Raw genomic sequence first — 19,385 nt, 5'->3', positions numbered from 1 at the left:
GGGTGTGGTGCTCTGTGTGAGCCGGATTGCAGCTATGTTTCGCAAAGCGCTTGCGGGGGCACCAACTCCCCCGCACGATCTATAAGCCAATAGCTCGGTTTTATTTGGGCTGGTCCGAAATCTGCTGATAAATCACTTTGCCGGCTAGCATAGTCCACAACACCTTGGCATCTTTGAGCTGTGCCACTGGTACCTTTTCGAGATTACGGTCAATCAGGGCGAAGTCTGCGCTTTTCCCCGCCGTGATACTGCCAATTTGCTGATCCAGCCCTATCACTTTAGCCGCATTGAGGGTGTAGGCCTGCAAGGCATCCTGACGCGAGATTTTTTCCTCCGCCGGCGGGAGTTCCCCCAGCTCCCCCTGCCGAGTGATCCCTGTGTACATGGCATGGAAGGGATTGGGCGTGGAGACTGGCCAGTCGCTGGCGCCTGCAACGATGGCGCCACTGCGAATCAAACTCCCCGCAGGATAGAGCTTCTGACGGAGTGCAGGGTTAACGTCGGCCAACAAGCTGGTACTGGCCGCGTCTTTCCCTGACCACAGAAACTGCATCGATGCGGCGACATTGAGCGGTTTGAATTGCTGGATGTGCCGATCGGCAACCACTTCCAAATGCGTCAGGCTGTGCAGGGTCCGGCCTTCAGGATTGCGGGCGCGGGCATAGGCAAGTGCCGTGAGAGCCTCATCGGCCGCACGATCGCCAATGGTGTGAAAGTGTGCGATCAAGTGCTGGCGGTCGGCCGCCGCAATCAACTCGTTAAAGCGTTGCTGGTTCAGATCTTGGCTGCCGCTGTAGTCCGGCCGGTTCAGGTAAGGCTGGCTGAGCTTGGCGGATTGAGACGGCGCCTCGATCACACCGTCTTGCAGAATCTTGATGCCCCCCAGATTCAGCCGGCCGCCTGAGAACCGCCGTTTCAGCTTCATTACGTCTTGGATGATTTCAGGATCCGAATGGATGCCCACCAGCGCCAGCGCGGTCACATGGCCATTGAGACGCCCTTGTTGGGCCAGATAAGCGTAAGCGGGCAACTGGCCTTGATCGCGTGCGGTGGGTTTGGCGCTGAAGACGGCGGAGGCCGGCCGGATATTGGTGATGGGGTCCATCCAGGCGGTAATACCGTACAGATTGAGCTCGCGGGCGCCGGAGGCGATGGCGCGCGCCATGGTCTTGGTGTCTAGCGGGGGCATGGCTTGCAGGATTTGGTCCCAGCCGGCCTCTGAAACAAAACCGTTCAACTCCCCTTGCGGCGTCTGGCCAAAGTGGCTGGCAACGCTCGGCCCCAGCTTGGCTAGCCGTTTTTGATCTATGCCGGCCTGCTTCAGCATCGCTTGATTAACCCAGCCTGTGTGAGCATCAGCGCCTGCCAGCACTACCGGGACCGTGGCGAACTCGGGGCTGTTGAACACTTGGCGGATGGGCTCCAGGTTTTCCCAGTAGCTCAAAGAAACATTGGAGAAATAGAGGATGTTGCCAAGGCGCAGCTTGGGGCTGTTCTGTTTCTGCCGCACAAAATCGCGTATTTGCTCGGCGGTGCCCAGCGTGTCGGGAAAGGCTTCGGTCATGCTCTGGAAACCGGCGAATCCGGTATGCACATGCGTATCGATCAGGCCGGGCATCAGGAATTTGCCTTGTAGATCCAATCGAGTGGCGCTTGGCCCCATTGCCTTGGCTACAACTGCATAATCGCCAACGATGACGATTTTGCCATTTGCTACGCCAACGGCTTCAGGGTGTGGTTGCGTGGCGTCGGCGCTATAGATGTTGCCGCCGTGTAGAATCATGCCGCTGCGCGGCGCCGCCGATGCGGCAAGCGATAAGAAAAGAACGCCCAGAGTGAACAAGGAGTGTTTCAATAACATGGTGGTTTCCTGGCATCGGACCGCCAATGGCGGCATGTAGAAGAACCATGCGACGAAGCGCCGACATGGACAACAACGATGCGGACAGGAAACGACAGTGTGCCGAGTTCAGCCAGGCGGCTCGCCAATAGGCATATGGATCTCCACCGCGTACCAGCCAAGCTCCGGTTGGGTTCCAGGCAAGTACAGCTCGTAGCAAGGGCTGTCGCCCAACTCGTAGCCGTGTCTATCCATCCAGGCGGCCGCGGCGTGCCAGGCTTGCGCCAGCAGAGCTTCGTCTCCCGCGCAAGAAAATACAGCGTAGCGCCCGCCAGGCACCTGTTGCGTCACGCGCTGGTCAACCAAATCCGGCAGTTGCGCGCACATATCGGTGCGGCACTTGTTCGGCGGGGTGACCAGCGGGTAGTCCCAATACACCGCCAGCACCGGCGTAGTCTGAAAGTCCGGTGTATAGCCTAGCAATTCACTTAGAGCCAAGAAGGCATGGGCGCAGGACGCTTGACCATAATTTCCGGTTTGGCGGGCATACACCACCTCCCGGGCGGCAAGCTCCCGGATACTGGCGAAAGCCGTTGCTTCATTGTCCGCATCAAGGTCGTCAAGGTATTGAATTGCTGCCGGGATGTCGTTTCCATGCTTGCTATTTTGCATGTGCAGCCGATAGTCCGACGGGCTTAGGCCAAAGTGCCGCCGAAAGCTTTTTGCCATGTTTTGCGAGCTGGAAAATCCGCAAAAAGCGGCTAAGCGGCTCATATTGTAGATTTGGGACGAGCATAGGTATTTGGCGACACGCTCCAGTCTTAGTCTTCTGATCGCTTCGCTTAATGTTTCGCCGGTTTCCTGCTTGAACACGCGGTGGAAGTGGAAACGGGAAGAGGCGCACTGGCGAGATACCACGGCAAGCGAGTGCTCCTGTTCCAGGCTGCTGCTGATCAGGTTCAAGGCTTTCATCACTTTGAGCTTGTTGTGGGCAAGCGCTTTAGCGCGGCGCATGGTGGAATGTCATGGGTGAATCTTCTGCGTTTAGAATCTGTTTACGATCTGCCGCGCGTTGATGAGATGGTGAGACAAGAGCGTGAGCCCTCTTCGAAATGCGAATGTACCATCTGCGCACTCCGCTTTTTCGTTTGTTTTCGCCTTGTCTCGCGAGCGACGGCTTCCCTACGGTCCATTGCAATAAGAGTTCTTCTGTTTGCAATTTCTTCTTCAGTTTTGCGAGTTTGGCAGCGGCGCCTTGCGCATCGTATTTTTGTAGATCACCCCATCCTTCATGATCACGGTAAAGTTTTTCGCGGGGTTCTCAATCAATTTGATGTCCGCTATAGGGTTGCCGTCAACCAACAACAAGTCAGCCAGCGCTCCTTCCTCAACCACGCCGATCTTCCCGGGATAGGGTGAGCGCAGACCGGATAGCGCAAGCAATTCTCCATTGTCAGCGGTGGCCATCTTTAGCACTTGAGCCGGCGTATACCAACGCACAAGCTTGGCCAACTGCGCGCCTTGGCGGCTAGCCAGCTTGGCGTCGAACAAAGTGTCTGTTCCGAATGCCGTCTTAATCTTGTACTTCTTCGCCAATTGATAAGCATTGTCGGTGCCCTTGAGCATCTGTAATTGCTTGGCCCGATTAACAGAACCTTCGGGGAAAGGGATCATGTCCTCGTCCTCAAGAAAAGGCTGCAAGCTCCACCAGATGCCTTTTTCGGCCATCAACTTAGCGCTGGTTTCGTCAGCAAGCTGGCCGTGATCAATGCATTTGACGCCTGCGCGAATCGCTGTCTGAATCGCTTTGGGCGTGTAAGCATGCACTGTGACATAAGTGCCCCAGTTACTCGCTGAGCTTGTTCTCCTACACTCGCCCGCTGGGACGAAAATTGGCTGGCGCCTTTTATCAGCTCCTGGCAACCATCACCGACGACACGCTATCCGCATTGCCTGGCTTGGCCATCGTCGCCGTGATCTTTCTCCTGACCCGGTTGCTTGGCCGCGGCCTCGCATTGTTGTTCGGCTCTGTGGAACGGGGTCAGTTGGAATTACCCGGTTTGCATGCCGAAACCGCTGGAGCCACCCGTCGGCTGGCCTCGGTGACCCTTTGGCTGTTCGCCTTGATCGTTGCCTATCCCTACCTCCCTGGCGCCAACAGCGACGCGTTCAAGGGCGTCAGCGTGTTTTTCGGCTTGATGGTTACCTTGGGCTCGGCCGGGTTGATGAATCACGCGATGAGCGGTCTGGTGCTGATTTATTCCCGCGCGCTACGCACCGGCGATTACGTGAAGATAGGGGAAGTGGAAGGGCGGGTCAGCGAATTATCGGCACTGTCGACCAAGCTCACTACTGGTCAGGGTTTCGAGATCACCATTCCCAACGCGGTGGCGGTGGGCGGCCTGGTGAACAACTACAGCCGCCACGCCAACGCCGCGGGGACCCTGCTCTCCACCCGCATCACCATAGGCTACGACACGCCTTGGCGGCAGGTGGAGGCGTTGCTGGAGCTGGCTGCGCGGCGCTGCCCCTATATTGACCCAGCCTGGAAGCCTCGCGTGCGCAAGCTGGCGTTGCAGGATTTTTATGTCGAATATGAGCTACAGGCAAAGTTGATGGCGGATGCCCAGCCGCCAACCGCGCGCGACATGCTGCACGGCCTGATCCTGGATGCATTCAACGAGTTCGGCGTGCAAATCATGTCGCCGCATTTCGCCGAACAGCCTGACGTTCCTGTGCTGGTGCCGGCGGAGCGTTGGAACGAACCGCCCGCGGGACAATAGCCGCCATGCTCACCAAGCGAGTTGTGGCGGCCAACCTCGGGGAGAGTGGTCTTGGGGGACAAGGGTTGGGCGACTTGCCTCGCGGGTATGTGGGATCGATAGACCGACTGTGTTTCTTCTATACAGTGAAAAATGTCGAGGGCACCTGAGTGCATCGGTCATGAGGACGGAAGCCGACCAATCAAACGATGGCTGACCAAGGTTAATGTGCGTATCTACATGTCGTGTGTAGATATGCCTCGATGGTCTGCTGATGTTAATTGGCCCGCCCCGTGGAGAGCAGGTCACGAGTCTTTCGGCTCCGCTGGAGAGGGAACTTTGAGAGAGGGCGCAGGGCGTCAGCGGCCTTTATCCAGTTCGCAGGCGAGGCCGGTGCCGGCGAAACCGCCGTACAACTTCATTTGGTCCGGCTGCTTGCGGGTGATGAAGAAGCTGTCCGGCAGTGGCAAACCGGTGTTGCCGCGCGGCCAGGTCAGGAGCCCGCGCTCATCCATATAACCCTGAAAGCGCTGTTCGCCGCGAATCAACTCCACCGTCTGGTTCTGGCGGCTGAAGTGAAAGCGGGTGGCATCTGCGCAGTGGTAGCTGGCCTGCATCGCCTGCGGCTTGCAGCCGGCCGTCAGAGCCAGAGCCAAGCTGGCGAAGAGGAAACGGGCGGGGAGGGTCATTGGCGGCGAGTGGGCTTAGGACGGAAGGCCGCCAATATAGCAAGAGCGGCCGGCGACGGCTAGCCGCGCTCCCGGCGAGACTGGTCTATTCGCGAGGGAACGGTTAACATGCCGATCGCTTTTTTGGCCGTTGCTCCAATGGCGGCCGCAAGGAGAAAAGCATGTTTTCGCGAAAGGTGATGCTGGCGGTTTTGGGCGCGCTGACGCCGATTGCCGCAATGGCGGCGGATATTTATATCGGCATGTTGAGCATGAACGAGGGGGCCATGCGCTTGACTCGCTGCAGCATCGGCAAGCCTGTCTATCTGCTGCTGAGCCGGGAAGGCCGGCCGTTGACGGAATGGCCGGGCGTGTCGCCGCAGGCGCTGGACGACAGGGCCAGAACCTCGGCCCGGATCTTGGGCGAGTTTGAGGAACGGGACGGCAAGCCGGCCTTGAGGGTGGAGGAAATCGAGGCGATCCGTTCTGGCGAGTCCTGCCATCTGGACGATTGGTTGGACCAGCAAGCCGCGCCAGAGGCGGAGCCGCGGTGATGTTGACGGCGCTGTCGCTGTTTGCCTTGCTGAGTATGGGCTGATCGTAGAATGCCGGCTTTCCGCATCGGGGCTCGGACAGGGGCGCGCTTCAGAACAGGGGGATGGTCTGCAAGACGATAATGAGCGGGACCAAGGCCGGGAGGCCGCCGGCGCGCGTTTGCTGGTGCGCCCGGCGGTGGATGTGAGCACCTTGCTGCCGGGTTTGTTGCTGAAGAACAGCCCGCTGTTATTGATGGGTTTTTTTCTGTTGTTCATCGCCAGTGGCGAAAGCGACGGCAGGGAGACTCCCGGTTATGTGATGGCCGCCGGCATCTTGTTGTTGGTGGGCTGGCGGGCGGTGGCCGAGGCCTGGCATTCGATGCCGGTGGAGCAGGTGGACGGGGTGATGCTATTGGGCGACGAGTGGGTATTGACCCGGCAGGCGCCCAGCGCGGTGGTGGTGCGTCATTTGTGGAAAGCGCACTGGATGACGTTATTGCGCTGCGGCTCCAAGGATATTCCGGTGCGCTACCATCGGCTGGCTGCGGCGGACAAGCAACATGCCTTGGAGCTGGCCCGCCGCTTCGGCGTCAAGGTGTGGACCAAGAGCGCGTGGGAGAAGCCCAAGCGGGTGTATTGGCGTTGAGAGCCTGTTCTCCATCCGCTCGCCCAGAGAGGGAGAGGCGCTGATCAAGGCCGGCGAGGCCTTGCCTTGCAGCGAGCAGGAGGCGACGGCGCGTTTCAGTTCCGGGTCCAGTTTGATTTGCAGTTCCCGCATGGTGCGGGTGGCGCCGATGACGCTTCTGAACACCGGCGCATCCGGCCGCCCTTGCCCATCCAGGGCCAGGCTTTCGCCGTGGATATCGTGGCCGGAGCCGGCGTTGTGCAGTGGGGCCGCGCTTTCGAGCAGGGCCAGCAGCTTGTCCATTGTGGCCTGTCGGCCCGTCTTCAGGATGAATCCCCTGCTGGAATATGCGCCCAGCCTGCCCAGGTTTTTCCAACGGGCATTGAAGGATTGCGGCTGTAGATCGGCGACGCGCAGCGTCCGCGTCAGCGGAATGTCCGCGTGGTACATGAGCATTTCGAAGCCGTTTTCAACGCGACATCGCCGACGCGCAGCAGATCGTGAACAGGTGTGAAGGCTTTCCCCTCCGCCCCGCCAGCGGCAGGGGCGGCCGCGTCCGGCATTTCCCAAGAAAAAACAGGAACTGGTATGATCCGGGCCGCTGGGGCTTTAGTCGTGCCGGCTGGAAAAATATTGGGAATCAAAATGTTGAGAGTTATTGCGTTTGTTTTGGCCTTGTTCGTTTCCTCTGCCCATGCCTCAAGCTGGGATTTCACTTATTTCAATCCCGATCAGGGCGCTTTGTTCATCGACAGCGACAGCATTGCCGAAACGCCCGAAGGCACGGTCAAGTTCTGGGCTTTGTGCGCGCCTCGTTTCGAGCGCGGCAAGCCGGTGGAGGCTTACGCTTATCGGCAGTCGCTGTACGAGGTGCATTGCAAGCAGCGCTTGCTGGCGATGCCGCTGACGGTGCGGTTCGACGTGGACGGCGCCTCAAGCGAGCAGGTGTTCGAGGAGGCGCAGATGGAGGATATCCAGCCCGATACGCAGGAAGATTTCCTGTGGACCTATATCTGCAAGCCGCAGCAGCGCCCGGAGATGGCGGTGGCGATGCGGCAGGGAATACAGATTTTTCTGCTGGAACAGCGGCGCTATGTCCGCGAGCTACTGGCGTTTCAGCATGGCAAGGGCCGTTGAACGGCGTGTTTCATGGCGCTAAAGCCTTTGGCATGATCGTTTTGCGCAAGATCATGCCATTGATGTTTGGCACTCTGTGCGTCACTGAATCACGCACAGGAAATCACACGCCATGAGAGTCGCTCCCCCCGGTAAATTGCTAGTGCCCAGAAACTGCGCCCAGCGTGAAGAGCTAAGGCTTGCCGAGGCCTCCAACTTGATCAAGCAGCTGCGGCAATGGCGGCATGATGCCGCCCCGCTGTCACGGGTGGATTCGGTGGATTCGGGCGGTGTCGACAAGAAGGCCTTGTTCGCGTTGGCGCTGAAGAGTCAGCTGGAACAGAACAAGGCGGTGTCGGGCAAGACGCCGGTGAGCGCAGCCGGAGAAGGCAAGCACCTGGATCATATCCAGCGGCTGGTGGTGATAGGCGACAGCCTGTCTGATTCCGAAGGCCGCATGCTCAGCAAGAGCCTGGGGGTGATGCCCTCATCGCGTCAGTATTACGAAGGGCGTTTCACCAATGGCTTCGCCTGGCCGGACTTCCTGGCCTCCAAGGCCTACCTGGGCAAACCGCTGGTGAACTACGCCGAAGGCGGCGCGGTAGCCGGCAAATACTCCAAGTGGAACCCCGTTTTCATGTTCATTTCCCATATGGAGCGCCAGATCAACAAGCATGACTTCCAGCAGGGCGATATGGCGGTGCTGGCGTTGGGCTCCAACGACTATATGACCTTCGGCAAGACCGATGTGGGCAAGGTGATCCGGACGTATAAGCAGCAAGTGGACAAGCTGCTGGCCAAGGGGGTGAAGGACATTCTGGTGGTGGGCGCGCCGGACTTGTCGAAAACCGTGAACGCGCGCAAGCAGCCGCCAGAGGAGGCCGCCAAGTTGAAGTTATTGTCGCAGGAGCACAACCGGCTGCTGGGCAAGGCGGTGGACACGCTACAGGCAAGCAGCAAAAGTGACGGGGTGACCATCCGTTTCTTCGACATCAGCGCCAAACTGAATGACCTGATGGAGCTGGCGGAACAGGTGGAGTACGACACAATGCACAATAAGCACGAGGGCTATATCGACCTGCCGCGCGTGTTCGGTTTTGCCGGGGACACACGGCCGCTGGACAGCTCGCACCGCCACCTGTTCCACGACGAGGTGCACCCCAGCCAGGAGGTGCACCAGATCCTGGCCGCGTATATGACGGACTTTATCCGCGAGCAATACGGCAGGCCGGCCAAGCTTCAGGGCGCGGCCAGGTCCGCTAAATAGCGCAAGCCGCCGATGCCGGGGAAGAAGCAATATGCGCCGCCGCGAGTGGTGACCATCCGCGAGAAGCCCTTCAGCACGGTGTTGTTCTTGCCCATGCGGCCAGGCGCGGCCAGCGTGAAGCTGCTGTCCGCAGTGTTGTTGACGCCTAGGAACACATCTTCCCCGCTGATATTGAACACCGCGTTGCCGGCGTCAGGGTTGCCCGGTTCGGTTGCGGATTTGACGAAGTCGCTGAGCAGATTCCACTGGCTGCTGAGAAATTCGAACTGATTCCTCAGGCTGGCGTTGATGAAGTAGCCGATCAGCCCGCGCGCCGCCTGGGTGGGGCGGAGCGGGTCGTAAGCCGGGCCGTAAGGCATGGCCCTACGCACGATGCGGTGATGCGCGCTGTCTGTGCCCACCACCGCGCCGTTGCGAGGGTTGTTTCGGCGGATATGCGAGCCAATCGGGCATTTAAGGCCCAGGGTGTCGTCCTGGGACGGTTGGCTGTTGACGTAGTTGAAGTCGTTTAATTGGTCGGCGGGCAAGGTGGCGCCGGCCTCGTCCGGCCGCAGCGTCAGCGGGTTGCCGTTGCGCCAGCGTCCGCAGACCTTGGCCGCCAGCAGCTCGGGGTCTATGCCCGCCTTGGCCGCGTACTCGTTCAGAAACGCGTCGAAGCCGGCCACGTCCTGTTCCAGGATGCGGAAGGCGGCGTAGCTGCCGTTGCGGCTGAGCTGTTCGGGCTTGACCGAGTACACGCCGCCGCTTTGGTTGAGGTAGCCCAGCAGAAACTCCCCGGTGGCGACGACCTCCTGATCATCCGGCGCTTGGCGTTTGCGCGCCGGCGCGCCGGCGATGGTGGGCTGGGCAATGCTGTCGCGATAGCCGAAGTGCACCTGGTTGTCCGGCAGCGCTTGCGCGTCGTGGGCGGATAGCTCGCTGAAACCGTCGGCGAAGCTCTGGCGCAGGCGCGCGCTGAGGCTTTCCAGCAGCGCCGGGTCCTTGGCCACCCACAGGCTTAGCAAAACATGCACCCGGCCGCCATCGGCCAGGCCTCCTATCCACTGTGCCGGCGCGCTGTCGCCCACGTCGCCGACGGCGCTGGCGGAGGCCGCGCTGGTGGCGCCCAACTGGAAGGCCGGATCGAAGCTGGCCAACTGTTCCGCGTCGACGCCCAGCGCGGCCAGCCCGGGACAGGTGAAGCCGATGTTCAGAAAGCAGCCGGGTTTTTTCAGCCAGCGTTCCGCGGTGGTGACGCGCGGCAGGCCGTCCTGTCCGGTCACGAGTTTGCGGATGAAGCGGCCGGCGGCGGCCGGATCGCGAATGCTCAGGACGAAGTGCCGTGCCAGGTCCACGCGGTAGCCGCGCAAAATCGTGCCTTGGATATCGTCGTATTGGAGAACGGGGCTGTTCATGGCGGGCCTTTCAGCAAGGGCGGGCGTGGACCGGGCCGCGCGCGGCGCAAGCGGGGGCCGCCTGCGCCTGGCGAAGGTGGGTTATCCGAGCGCGGCGAGTATGGTCTGCACGGTGTACGGGTAGGCCTGGTACAAACCGTTGTCGTTCTGAGTGCCGTCGCCATTGTTGGGCGGTTGCTGGGAGGCGTCGTTCTTGGTGACGAAGGCCTGGAAGGCCGCCACATTATTGGCCACCGGAGTCAGCGCTTTGCCGCCCACCACGAATTGCAGCAAGGCGTCGAAGACGGTGCCCACCTGAGCGACGAAGTCGTTGATGTAGGCGTCGAAGTTGCCGTCGTATTCGGTGATCACCGCGATGACGTAGTTGTCGCCGGCTTGGCCGGTGGGCTGCAAATTGGCGGCGGAGCGGTCCAGCAGCAGGGTGCGCGCGTAATGGACTGTGCCGATGGAGGTCAGCGCCTCATGCAATTTAGGCTGGTATTCCGCCAAGGTGGCGGCGATGGCTTGCAAGCTGGTGCCGGGGACGACCGGCATCAACAGAGTGAGCGGGCTGGCCATGGGCTTCTCCCTAAGGGGTTTGGGAATTGAAGCCTAGCAGCGCGACTTTGACTGTCAATGTGATTTTATTCGTTTTGCAAGTCAAATGCCTTGGCTTAGGTATTCGTACTAAGGATTTGCCCGGTGGCCGCGCCCGACGCGAACGGAGGCGGCCGGGCGCTCATTTTCGATTGGTCAAGGACACGCCCGCCGCCGCCAGCGCGCCGCCCGCCAGCATGGACGCCAAGATGGGTTCCCCCAGCAGCCCCGCGGACAAGATCACACCGAAGGCGGGTACCAGATTAGTGAACACGGCGGCGCGCGACGGGCCGATTTCCCGGATGCCCTGGTAATACCAGATGAAACCCACCACGGTGCCTATGGCGCCCAAGTAGAGCATGGACAGCCAGATCCGCCATCCAAAGGAAGCCCACGGAACGGAGCCGATTTCGCCGGCCGCGCCCAGGGACAGGAAGGCCAGCCCCCACAGGGTGGCGTAGGTGGTGGCCGCTATCGGGCTCAGGGTTTCCATCGCTTTGCGCGAACCCAGCGTGTAAGCCGCCCAGCTCAGCACCGCCAGGCTCATCAGGGCCTCCCCGGCGCCGAAGGACTGGCTGAAATCGTGGACTGTGCCGGCAAGATCGCCGCGGGTGATGACCACCATGGCGCCAAGCAAGGCCACGCCGATGCCGGCCCAGCGGCGCAGACCCAGACGCTCCCGGAAAATCAGGCTGGCGGCCAGCGCGGTCATGATGGGATTGAGGCTGACGAACAAGGCGGTGCGGCCGGCGGGTATGCGCGCCAGCGCGCCGAAGAAACAGGCGTTGTAGAGAAAAATGCCGGTGAAGCCCAGAAACGCGGTGACGGCGATCTGAGAGCGATTGAGCCACGGCAGCCCGCCTTCCAGCCTGTAAGCCACCAGTACCAGCAGCAGAGCGGCCACCAAGAAGCGGCCGAAGGCGGCGGTCATCAAGGGCATGGACTGCGCCAGCACTCTGCCGGCGATGAAGGTGCCGCCCCAGAACAGCGCGGTCAGCGCCAGTTTGAAAGTCAGGGCCGGTCTGAGAGCGACGTGCCCACGCGCCGGCTGAGCGGCGATGGCGATAGAGCTTGGGTGGGTCATGGTGGGCGCCGGGCAAGACGTCCGGCCTCCTGATGCTATGTGGGTGCGTATATACTATTGATTGTTTCAATTCATGGAAAAATGAGCTTTTGCTCATGGGTGGGCGAGACGGTCATGACCTTTACGCAGTTGGAAATTTTTGCGCTGGTGGCGGAGCTGGGCGGCTTTACCGCGGCGGCGGACAAATTGGGCATTAGCCAATCGGCGGTATCGCACGCGATCAAGCAGTTGGAGAAGGAATGGGGGCTGACGCTGCTGACGCGCGGCCAGGCCGGCATAGAAGCCACCGAGGCCGGAAACAGCCTGTTGTTGCGCGTGCGCGAGCTGCTGGGCGTGGCCGAGGCGATCCGCCAGGAAGCGTCGGCGGCGCGCGGCTTGAACCGCGGCGTGCTGCGCATCGGCTCCTTCGGCACGACATCGTCGCTGTTGTTGTTGCCGCGCATTCTCGAACAGTTCCGCGCCGCCTATCCGGAAATCGACGTGTTCGTGGAAGAGGGCGAGGACGACGAAGTGGCGCAGTGGGTTAGCGAGCGCCGGGTGGACGTGGGCTTCGTGGTGCTGCCGGACGAGCGCTTCGACACCTTGCCGCTGGTGGAGGACCAGTTCGTGGCCCTGATTCCGGCAGACCATCCGCTGGCCGGCCAGCCGGCGGTGGAGCTGGCGGATTTGTGCGACATGCCTTTCATCATGACCTTGGCGGGCAATACCACGCTGATTGAGAGACTGTTTGAAAACGCCGGCTTGCGGCCCATGGTCAAGCATCGCTATGCCCAGATCATCACCATCGTCAAAATGGTGGAAAACGGGGCGGGTGTGTCCATCGTCGCCGATCTCGCGGTGCCAGCGCCCTTGCTGGCGTTGTGTCCCGGAGTGGTGAAAAAGCCGCTGGCGCCGAAGGTCAAGCGCGCGGTGGGTCTGGCGGTGCCCAGCCGGAAGCACGTCAGCCCGGCGGTGGCGGCTTTTCTGCATACTTCCAAAACCATGGCCAAGAGCCTGCGCGACGGCTCGCTGGGCGGTTTGTGAGCCGGTGCCAGGCGGGGAGACCGCGCAGTGGCGGCGGAATGCCGGCGGCTAGCCCGCCATGCGCTTCATCACGCGTTCGATTTCATCCTGCAGCCGGACAACGTCTATGGGCTTGGTCATGAACCCGTCCATGCCGGCGGCCATGGCCGCTTCGCGGTCCTCCTGAAACGCCCCGGCCGTCAACGCGATGATGGGCGTGGCGCGCTTGTCGCTGTCGGCGTGCACCTGACGGATGAACTTGCAGGCGGTGATGCCGTCCATCACCGGCATTTGAACGTCCATCAGAATGAGGTCTATATCATGGTGCTGCCACGCGTTGATCACTTCTTTCCCATTGGATGCGGTGTAGATCCGGTGCCCGTGTTTTTTGAGCAGGATGGTGACGATGTCCAAATTGATTAAATCGTCATCGGCCACCAGGATGTTCAAGGGAGACGGAGGGGCGGGCATGGGCTTCGCATCCTGCGGCTCCAGGCAGGGCAAGGCGTCAAGCGGCGCCGGGCGCAGGGGAAGGTAAACCTGAAAGACCGAGCCTTTGTTGAGGGCGCTTTGCACCTCTATCCGGCCGCCCATTTTCTGGGTCAACTGCAAGGCGATGGTGGTGCCCAGGCCGGTGCCGCCAAAGCGGCGGGTGGTTGAGGCGTCCGCTTGGGAAAAGGGTTCGAACAACTTGGCAAGGGTGTCCTGGCTCATGCCAATGCCGCTGTCCCGGATAATGACCACCACGTTCTCTTCCGTGGACAACACCGTCAGCCAGACCCCGCCCTGAACGGTGAACTTGATGGCGTTGCCCACCAGGTTCATCAAGATCTGCCGCACCCGGAAAGCGTCGCCGATAAAGGTCTGCTGGATAATGTCCGGGTATTTCAGCTGCAGGGAGATGCCCTTTTTGCTGGCGCTTAGTTGCAGAATATCGATCACCTGTTCCGCCACTTCGCGCAAAGAGAAGGGCGCTTCTTCCAACTCCAGCGCGTTTTGCTCCAGCTTTGCCGTGTCGAGAACATCGTTGAGCAGGCCCAGCAAGCTTTTGGCGGAGTGGTTGACGGTTTTGAGCATGCCTTTCTGCTTGTCGTCCAACTCCGTGTCTTGCAATAAATCGGTGTAACCGATGATGGCGTTCATCGGCGTCCTGATTTCATGGCTCATATTGGCCAGGAAGGCGCTTTTGGATTTAACGGCCGAAAGCGCGCGGTTTTTGGCTTCAATCAAAGCGAACTCCGCCGCTTTTTTCTCCGAAATATCCAGTATCACCCCGTCAATCAACAGCAGCGCGCCGTCGTCGTCGTATACGCCGCGGGCGCTTTCCAATACCCAGCATTCTTCTTGATTCAGGCCGAGCAGGCGGTATTCGACGACATAAAGCTGATGCTGCTCCAAAGCGTAGCGAATGGTTTCGCGCACCCTTTCCTTGTCATCCGGGTGAACGATGTCCAGTAACTGAATGCGGCCGTCCAAGAAGGATTTTGCTGGCCAGCCGCATAGTTTTTCTATGTTCTCGTTGATGAATATGGTTTTCCACGGCTCCTGGAAGTGGCTGCGAAAGGCGACGCCGGGGATGTTGTCGATCAAGGTGCGAAACTGACTTTCACGTTCTTCCAGCTCCTGCTGGATGCGGTGACGCGCGCTGATGTCGCTGATGAAGCCGACGTAAATCACCTGCTCGGGCAGCAATACCTTGCCTATCGATAAGCGGATGGGGAACTGGCTGCCGTCCTTTTTGAGCGCCATCTCCTCGCGTTCCTGGCCAATCAATTTCGCGATTTGGGTTTCCATGTAATCGGCAAGAAAGCGATCATGTTTGGAGTGGTACGGCTCCGGCATCAACAAATTGATGTTTTTGCCCAGCAACTCTTCCACCTTCCAGCCAAACAGCCGCTCCACTGCGGGGTTGGCGCTCAAGATGCCGCCTTTCTCGTCGAAGGTGATGATGCCGTCCAGCGAGGTGTTGAACGTGGCTTGCAGCTTCAGTTCGTTGCTCAGCGTTCTTTGATACAAGGGGCGGTACCGCAACAACACATTGCACACGAAGACGATATTGCCAAGCATGAGCACGGTGATGGCGATGGCGACCGCCAAGCCCGCATTGTCTTCAAAGGGGCTGCGGAAAGCCGGGTCCCGCGTGCCGATGAAGCGGGCCGCCTCCATGCCGAAATAATGCATGCCCGCAATGGCGCCCCCCATGACCCCGCCGCTGAGCAGCGTCATCCCTCCCTTGCCGATTTTCTTATTGTCCAGGCCAAAACGTATCCATAGCGACAAGGTGCTTAGTAGCACGGCGAGCAAGATGGAAACGGCGAACCAGAAGGGATCGTAACGCAGCAGCGGCGTCATGCGTATGGCCGCCATGCCGGAGTAGTGCATGGTGCCGATGCCGCTTCCCACCAGCACTCCGCTGATCAACAGCTGTTTTCCGTTGATTTTGGGCTGAGACAGCAAGTGCAGGGCAATGAGCGAGGCGGCGACGGCGGGCAGCATGGACAAGAGAGTGGGAAGCAGCGCGTACTGGATTGTGCTGCAAACGCTGAAGGCCAGCATGCCGACAAAATGCATGGCCCATATGCCGCCGCCCATCGCGCAAGAGCCGGTGGCCAGAGCGACCCAGCGCAGCCAGCGCTCGCTGGCTTCGCGAGCCAGGCCGGCTATCTGCAGCGCCAAGCAGGAGGTAAATATGGCCACCAGTAAGGAGAGCGCCACCAGCCACAAGTTGTATCTGGTTGGCAAAAACAAATAGGACTGGTAAGCGTCAATGAAAAACGAGCTGAGCATGACCTCCCCATTTTCAATAGCTTCTTCACGCTGTGCCAATGAGCCGCAGGGGCTTTTCTCCGGTATAGACAATGCAGGCATTGTCGCACCGGCGTTGTGCAGGAAGGTTATTCCATCCGCCACCCCGCGCAATGCGGGAATCTAGCGCTGCTTTGGCAACTACAGCGACTAGATTTTGCCCGTGGAGAGTGAATGTCTCCAAGGCTGATACCCGGGGTGCCCACGGGAGCCTGAGCCGTCCAAAACCTCTACCCGGAGTCTTGTTTTAGCGGGGTGAACTTTACTATCTATAGAAGATATCGATAGAGGTATGCATGCCGGAGTGGATATCTTGCCAGACCGATTTGAAGCCAAGCTGCGGGTAGCCATTACCGTCTCCATGTTGTTTGTAGCCGCGTTATCGTTTTCTATCTGGAAGGTTGTGGATAGCGCTAAGCAAGCAGCGCACTGGCTGACGAACAGCGTGATGGTCGCGGACAAGCTGGCGCACATCCGCGGCTTTACCGTGCATGCGGAAATCAGCACCCAGAATTTTCGCCTGACAGGTGATGAGTCCAATCTAAAAGAGCGCGATAGGGCAATTGAGGCGCGCGAACGGTTGCTGACGCAGATTCGCACCCTAATCGGCGACAACCCCAGGCAGCTTGATCGGTGGATGGCGCTGCGCAGGGTTGTCACTCAGCGGGTGGCGATCTCTCGTGAGGTGGAGCGTTTGTACCGTCAGTACGGTGGAACCGCCGCCAACGCCTACGCTACGAGCGCGCCGCTACGCTCCACCCGCATGCAGGTATATAGCTTACTGGACGAAATGGACAATGAAGAGCACCGCGTGCTAGAGGGGCGGCTGGTTGATTACGAGCATTCACAGCAGTGGCAAATATGGTGGAACAGTCTGAGCGGCATCACGCTCTTTTTGTTGTTGGGCGGGACTTATTTCATGGTGCGGCGGCAATGGCGGGCCCTCAGCATTAGCCGAAGAGCGCTTGCCTCCAGCGAGGAAAACCTGGCCGCCACGCTGCATTCGATTGGAGATGCGGTAATCTCCGTTAATGCCAGTGGCTTGGTGACCCATTGCAACCGGGTAGCCGAATTCCTCACAGGCTGGCCTGCCGCCGAGGCTGCCGGCTTGCCGCTGTCGCACGTATTAACCGTATGCCGGGATAAAGACGAACGGTCTATCGACTTGTTCGCATGCGGGACAAGAATGGTGGCGCAGGCCCAGCACATACCGGAGTCCTGGAATGGGGAACTGGTGGCGCGCGATGGCCAGCAGCGTCCGATCAGCTACACCGTAGCGCCGATTATGGCCAGCAGCGGCCTGGTGAACGGCGTGGTGGTTGTATTCCGCGACTGCACTGCGGAGCGGGATGTCCGGCGGACCATCCTTGCGCATAATGCCTTGCTTGCCGAGCGGGTCCAGGACCGATCCTTGCGCTTGCGCGAAAGCGAAGCGCATTTGGACGCCATCCTCAGCGCCGTGCCGGTGCTGATCGCCTATGTCAATGTCGATCGTCTTTATGTGTATGTCAATGAGCAGTATCGGCTGCGCTTTGCCCCCCAGCATGCGGACATCACCGGCTACGCAGTAAGCGAGATTCTAGGGGCGGAACGTTATGCCATAGCCTGTCCATGCATTGACAAAGTGCTGGCCGGTGAGCCGCTTAACTATGATTGGCAGCCTTTTCCAGGGATTTGGCAGAACATCCGCTATGTGCCCAAGCGCAACGAGCGGGAGGAGGTCGTTGGTTATTATGTGCTGGGTATCGATGTGACCGAGCGCAAGGTAGCAGAGGAACATATCCAGCAGCTGAACAGCGAGCTATCGCGGCAAGTGCATGAGCTAGAGCATGTCTCCCGCGCCCTGCGCACCCTGAGCGCGGGGAATCGCGCCATGTTGAGGGCCAAGGATGAGCAGCAATTGCTGGATAGCAGTTGCAGGGCCATCGTTGAGGCCGGCGGTTATAGCACGGCGGTGATCTGGTATGGCGACGCGGATGCGCAAGGCATACAGCCGATGGCTCAATGCGGTTTTGCCGGCGAGCTGACTGAGCTGGCGGGCATCGTTCTGGGCAGGGCGGACGCCGCTGGCGGCATCAGCATCACGCCCACTGCGGTGCGCACCGGTAAGGTTCAACTGGCGCGCGACATGCAAAGCGATAGCCGGTATGAGGCGCTGCGGGCCTTGCTGCATGGGGCGGCATCCGGCTTGGCTTGCCCGTTGCAGGTGGATGGCCGCGTTATCGGCGCATTGACCATTTACGACAGGCAGGCGGATACCTTTGACGACGACGAGATCGACTTGCTGATCGAGGCCAGTGCCGACCTGGCATTCGGCATCGGCTCCTTGCGGGCGCAGAGGGAACGAGAGCAGGCCCGCATCGCCATGCAGCAAATGCTGCGCCATGATCAACTGACGGGCTTGCCCAATATGCTGCAGTTTGAAGAGGCGCTGACGTTGGAGCTTGTGCACGCAAGCCAGGAGGACCGCACGCTGGCCGTGCTGCAATTCAATATCGAACGTCTGGGAGAAATCAATGAGGTGCTTGGTTTTGCTCAGGGAGATCAAATCTTGCGTGAGTTCGGCGCGCGCCTGACGGCCTGCCTGACGGCCTGCCTGCCGGCTGCCGCGTTGGCCGCGCGCGTGCGAGGCGACGAATTTGCGGTATTGCTTCCCGGCGCGGATGGACAGGAGGCACTGGTGCTGGTCACTGCGGTCAACTGGGCGATGACTACCGCTTTTGAAGTGGCGGGGCTGACGCTGGATGTTGCCGTAAGAGTGGGAATGGTGCTGTTCCCTCAACATGGGAGGAATGTACACGATTTGCTGCGCCACCTGGATAAGGCGACACAGCAGGCCAAGCAGCGAGGCGTGGCTTATTACTTGTACGAACCGGGCAAGGCCGAGACGCAAGCCGAGCGGCTGGTGTTGGCCAGAGAGCTACGCCACGCCATAGCGCAGGGCGAACTGCGACTCTATCTGCAGCCCAAGGTCAGCCTGGCCGACGGCCAGGTCTGTGGCGCCGAGGCGCTGGTGCGCTGGCAGCATCCGCGGCACGGCTTGTTGGCGCCCAGCGCCTTCATCGATATCGCCGAACGATCCGGCTTAATCCACCCGTTGACCGAGTGGGTCGTGACCGCGGCGCTGGATTTGCTCCAAGTTTGGCAGCGGCAGCAGCTAATGCTGCCCATTGCGGTGAACCTATCGGTGCGCAATCTGCAGGATGACACCTTGCCGGACAAGCTGCGACTTTGGCAGGAGCAGCGTTCGATTCGCACCGGTTTGTTGGAGCTGGAAATCACGGAAAGCTCCATGATGCTGGATCCGGAGTTGGCGCTGGCCTTGCTGCAAGAGCTGCGATGCGCCGGCGCCGCACTGTATGTGGACGATTTTGGCACAGGTTACTCGTCGTTAAGCTATTTACAAAAATTGCCGGTGGACTACATCAAGATTGATCAGTCCTTTGTGATGAACATGTCCCAGGACAAAGACTCAGCCATGATCGTGAAATCCACCATCGAACTTGTGCACGATCTGGGGCGGCTGGTGGTAGCGGAGGGCGTGGAATCCGCTGCGGATTGGCAGAGCCTGCGCGAAATGGGCTGTGATTATGCGCAGGGGTTCTTCATCGCCTCGCCAATGCCGGCGGAGGCGTTTGCCGCCTGGATACGCTCTTTCCAGGCGCCATAGTGTTGGAAGGCTTCCCGTTTGGAGCCCGGCGCTTCGAGTC

15 protein-coding genes are annotated in these 19,385 nt (G+C 60.1%); 7 read left to right on the top strand and 8 right to left on the bottom strand.

Annotated features, from left to right (window positions below; all coding sequences use genetic code 11):
- Positions 1-100: 100 nt before the first annotated feature.
- The 3 genes from ACUXV1_RS01720 to ACUXV1_RS01710 all read right to left on the bottom strand — a co-directional run bounded on the left by ACUXV1_RS01720 (position 101) and on the right by ACUXV1_RS01710 (position 3,763).
- Positions 101-1,861: an amidohydrolase gene (locus tag ACUXV1_RS01720; RefSeq protein ID WP_446014258.1), complete on the bottom strand. Its 1,761-nt coding sequence runs from the start codon at positions 1,859-1,861 to the stop codon at positions 101-103.
- 108 nt (positions 1,862-1,969) lie between these two features.
- Positions 1,970-2,854 (bottom strand): AraC family transcriptional regulator, encoded by an 885-nt coding sequence (locus ACUXV1_RS01715; protein ID WP_043631245.1) that lies wholly within the window; start codon positions 2,852-2,854, stop codon positions 1,970-1,972.
- Positions 2,855-3,067: 213 nt separating this feature from the next.
- On the bottom strand, positions 3,068-3,763 hold the full coding sequence (locus ACUXV1_RS01710; protein ID WP_446014259.1) for an amidohydrolase family protein: 696 nt from the start codon (positions 3,761-3,763) through the stop codon (positions 3,068-3,070).
- Here ACUXV1_RS01710 and ACUXV1_RS01705 point away from each other — a divergent pair.
- On the top strand, positions 3,733-4,623 hold the full coding sequence (locus ACUXV1_RS01705; RefSeq protein WP_446014260.1) for a mechanosensitive ion channel family protein: 891 nt from the start codon (positions 3,733-3,735) through the stop codon (positions 4,621-4,623). The genes ACUXV1_RS01710 and ACUXV1_RS01705 overlap by 31 nt on opposite strands.
- A 338-nt stretch (positions 4,624-4,961) precedes the next feature.
- On the opposite strand, the gene ACUXV1_RS01700 is transcribed toward ACUXV1_RS01705, so the two are convergent.
- Complete coding sequence (locus ACUXV1_RS01700) at positions 4,962-5,291, bottom strand: hypothetical protein (protein WP_446014261.1); 330 nt, start codon at positions 5,289-5,291, stop codon at positions 4,962-4,964.
- A 161-nt stretch (positions 5,292-5,452) separates the two neighbouring features.
- Here ACUXV1_RS01700 and ACUXV1_RS01695 point away from each other — a divergent pair, with 161 nt between their 5' ends.
- The 4 genes from ACUXV1_RS01695 to ACUXV1_RS01680 all read left to right on the top strand — a co-directional run bounded on the left by ACUXV1_RS01695 (position 5,453) and on the right by ACUXV1_RS01680 (position 8,814).
- Positions 5,453-5,824 carry a hypothetical protein gene (locus ACUXV1_RS01695; RefSeq protein WP_446014262.1) on the top strand — a complete coding sequence of 124 codons (372 nt, stop codon included), beginning with the start codon at positions 5,453-5,455 and terminating at the stop codon, positions 5,822-5,824.
- 184 nt (positions 5,825-6,008) lie between these two features.
- The gene (locus ACUXV1_RS01690; protein ID WP_446014263.1) at positions 6,009-6,452 is read left to right on the top strand and encodes a hypothetical protein; all 444 of its coding nucleotides are present in this window, start codon (positions 6,009-6,011) and stop codon (positions 6,450-6,452) included.
- A 624-nt stretch (positions 6,453-7,076) separates the two neighbouring features.
- A complete protein-coding gene (locus tag ACUXV1_RS01685; protein WP_156038756.1) occupies positions 7,077-7,568 on the top strand; it encodes a surface-adhesin E family protein in 492 nt (163 codons plus the stop codon).
- A 112-nt stretch (positions 7,569-7,680) separates the two neighbouring features.
- On the top strand, positions 7,681-8,814 hold the full coding sequence (locus ACUXV1_RS01680; RefSeq protein ID WP_446014264.1) for an SGNH/GDSL hydrolase family protein: 1,134 nt from the start codon (positions 7,681-7,683) through the stop codon (positions 8,812-8,814).
- Here the strand turns inward: ACUXV1_RS01680 and ACUXV1_RS01675 are convergent.
- The 3 genes from ACUXV1_RS01675 to ACUXV1_RS01665 all read right to left on the bottom strand — a co-directional run bounded on the left by ACUXV1_RS01675 (position 8,787) and on the right by ACUXV1_RS01665 (position 11,868).
- Positions 8,787-10,208 carry a Dyp-type peroxidase gene (locus ACUXV1_RS01675; protein WP_446014265.1) on the bottom strand — a complete coding sequence of 474 codons (1,422 nt, stop codon included), beginning with the start codon at positions 10,206-10,208 and terminating at the stop codon, positions 8,787-8,789. The two genes, ACUXV1_RS01680 and ACUXV1_RS01675, sit on opposite strands and share 28 nt — an antisense overlap.
- Before the next feature lie 81 nt (positions 10,209-10,289).
- Entirely contained in the window at positions 10,290-10,766 is a 477-nt protein-coding gene (locus tag ACUXV1_RS01670) for a hypothetical protein (RefSeq protein WP_052370227.1), read from the bottom strand.
- A 160-nt stretch (positions 10,767-10,926) separates the two neighbouring features.
- Positions 10,927-11,868 carry a DMT family transporter gene (locus ACUXV1_RS01665; protein ID WP_446014266.1) on the bottom strand — a complete coding sequence of 314 codons (942 nt, stop codon included), beginning with the start codon at positions 11,866-11,868 and terminating at the stop codon, positions 10,927-10,929.
- A 114-nt stretch (positions 11,869-11,982) separates the two neighbouring features.
- Here ACUXV1_RS01665 and ACUXV1_RS01660 point away from each other — a divergent pair, with 114 nt between their 5' ends.
- On the top strand, positions 11,983-12,891 hold the full coding sequence (locus tag ACUXV1_RS01660; protein ID WP_043631279.1) for a LysR family transcriptional regulator: 909 nt from the start codon (positions 11,983-11,985) through the stop codon (positions 12,889-12,891).
- Positions 12,892-12,939: 48 nt separating this feature from the next.
- Here ACUXV1_RS01660 and ACUXV1_RS01655 read toward each other — a convergent pair whose 3' ends face one another.
- Positions 12,940-15,657 carry an MHYT domain-containing protein gene (locus ACUXV1_RS01655; RefSeq protein ID WP_446014267.1) on the bottom strand — a complete coding sequence of 906 codons (2,718 nt, stop codon included), beginning with the start codon at positions 15,655-15,657 and terminating at the stop codon, positions 12,940-12,942.
- Positions 15,658-15,967: 310 nt separating this feature from the next.
- On the opposite strand from ACUXV1_RS01655, the gene ACUXV1_RS01650 reads away from it, so the two are divergent.
- Complete coding sequence (locus ACUXV1_RS01650; protein ID WP_446014268.1) at positions 15,968-19,345, top strand: EAL domain-containing protein; 3,378 nt, start codon at positions 15,968-15,970, stop codon at positions 19,343-19,345.
- Positions 19,346-19,385: the final 40 nt, after the last annotated feature.

Source organism: Chromobacterium sp. W521, from assembly GCF_052805975.1.
The sequence above is the reverse complement of the archived record's forward strand: the minus strand, read 5'-3'. Positions and strand labels throughout refer to the sequence as shown.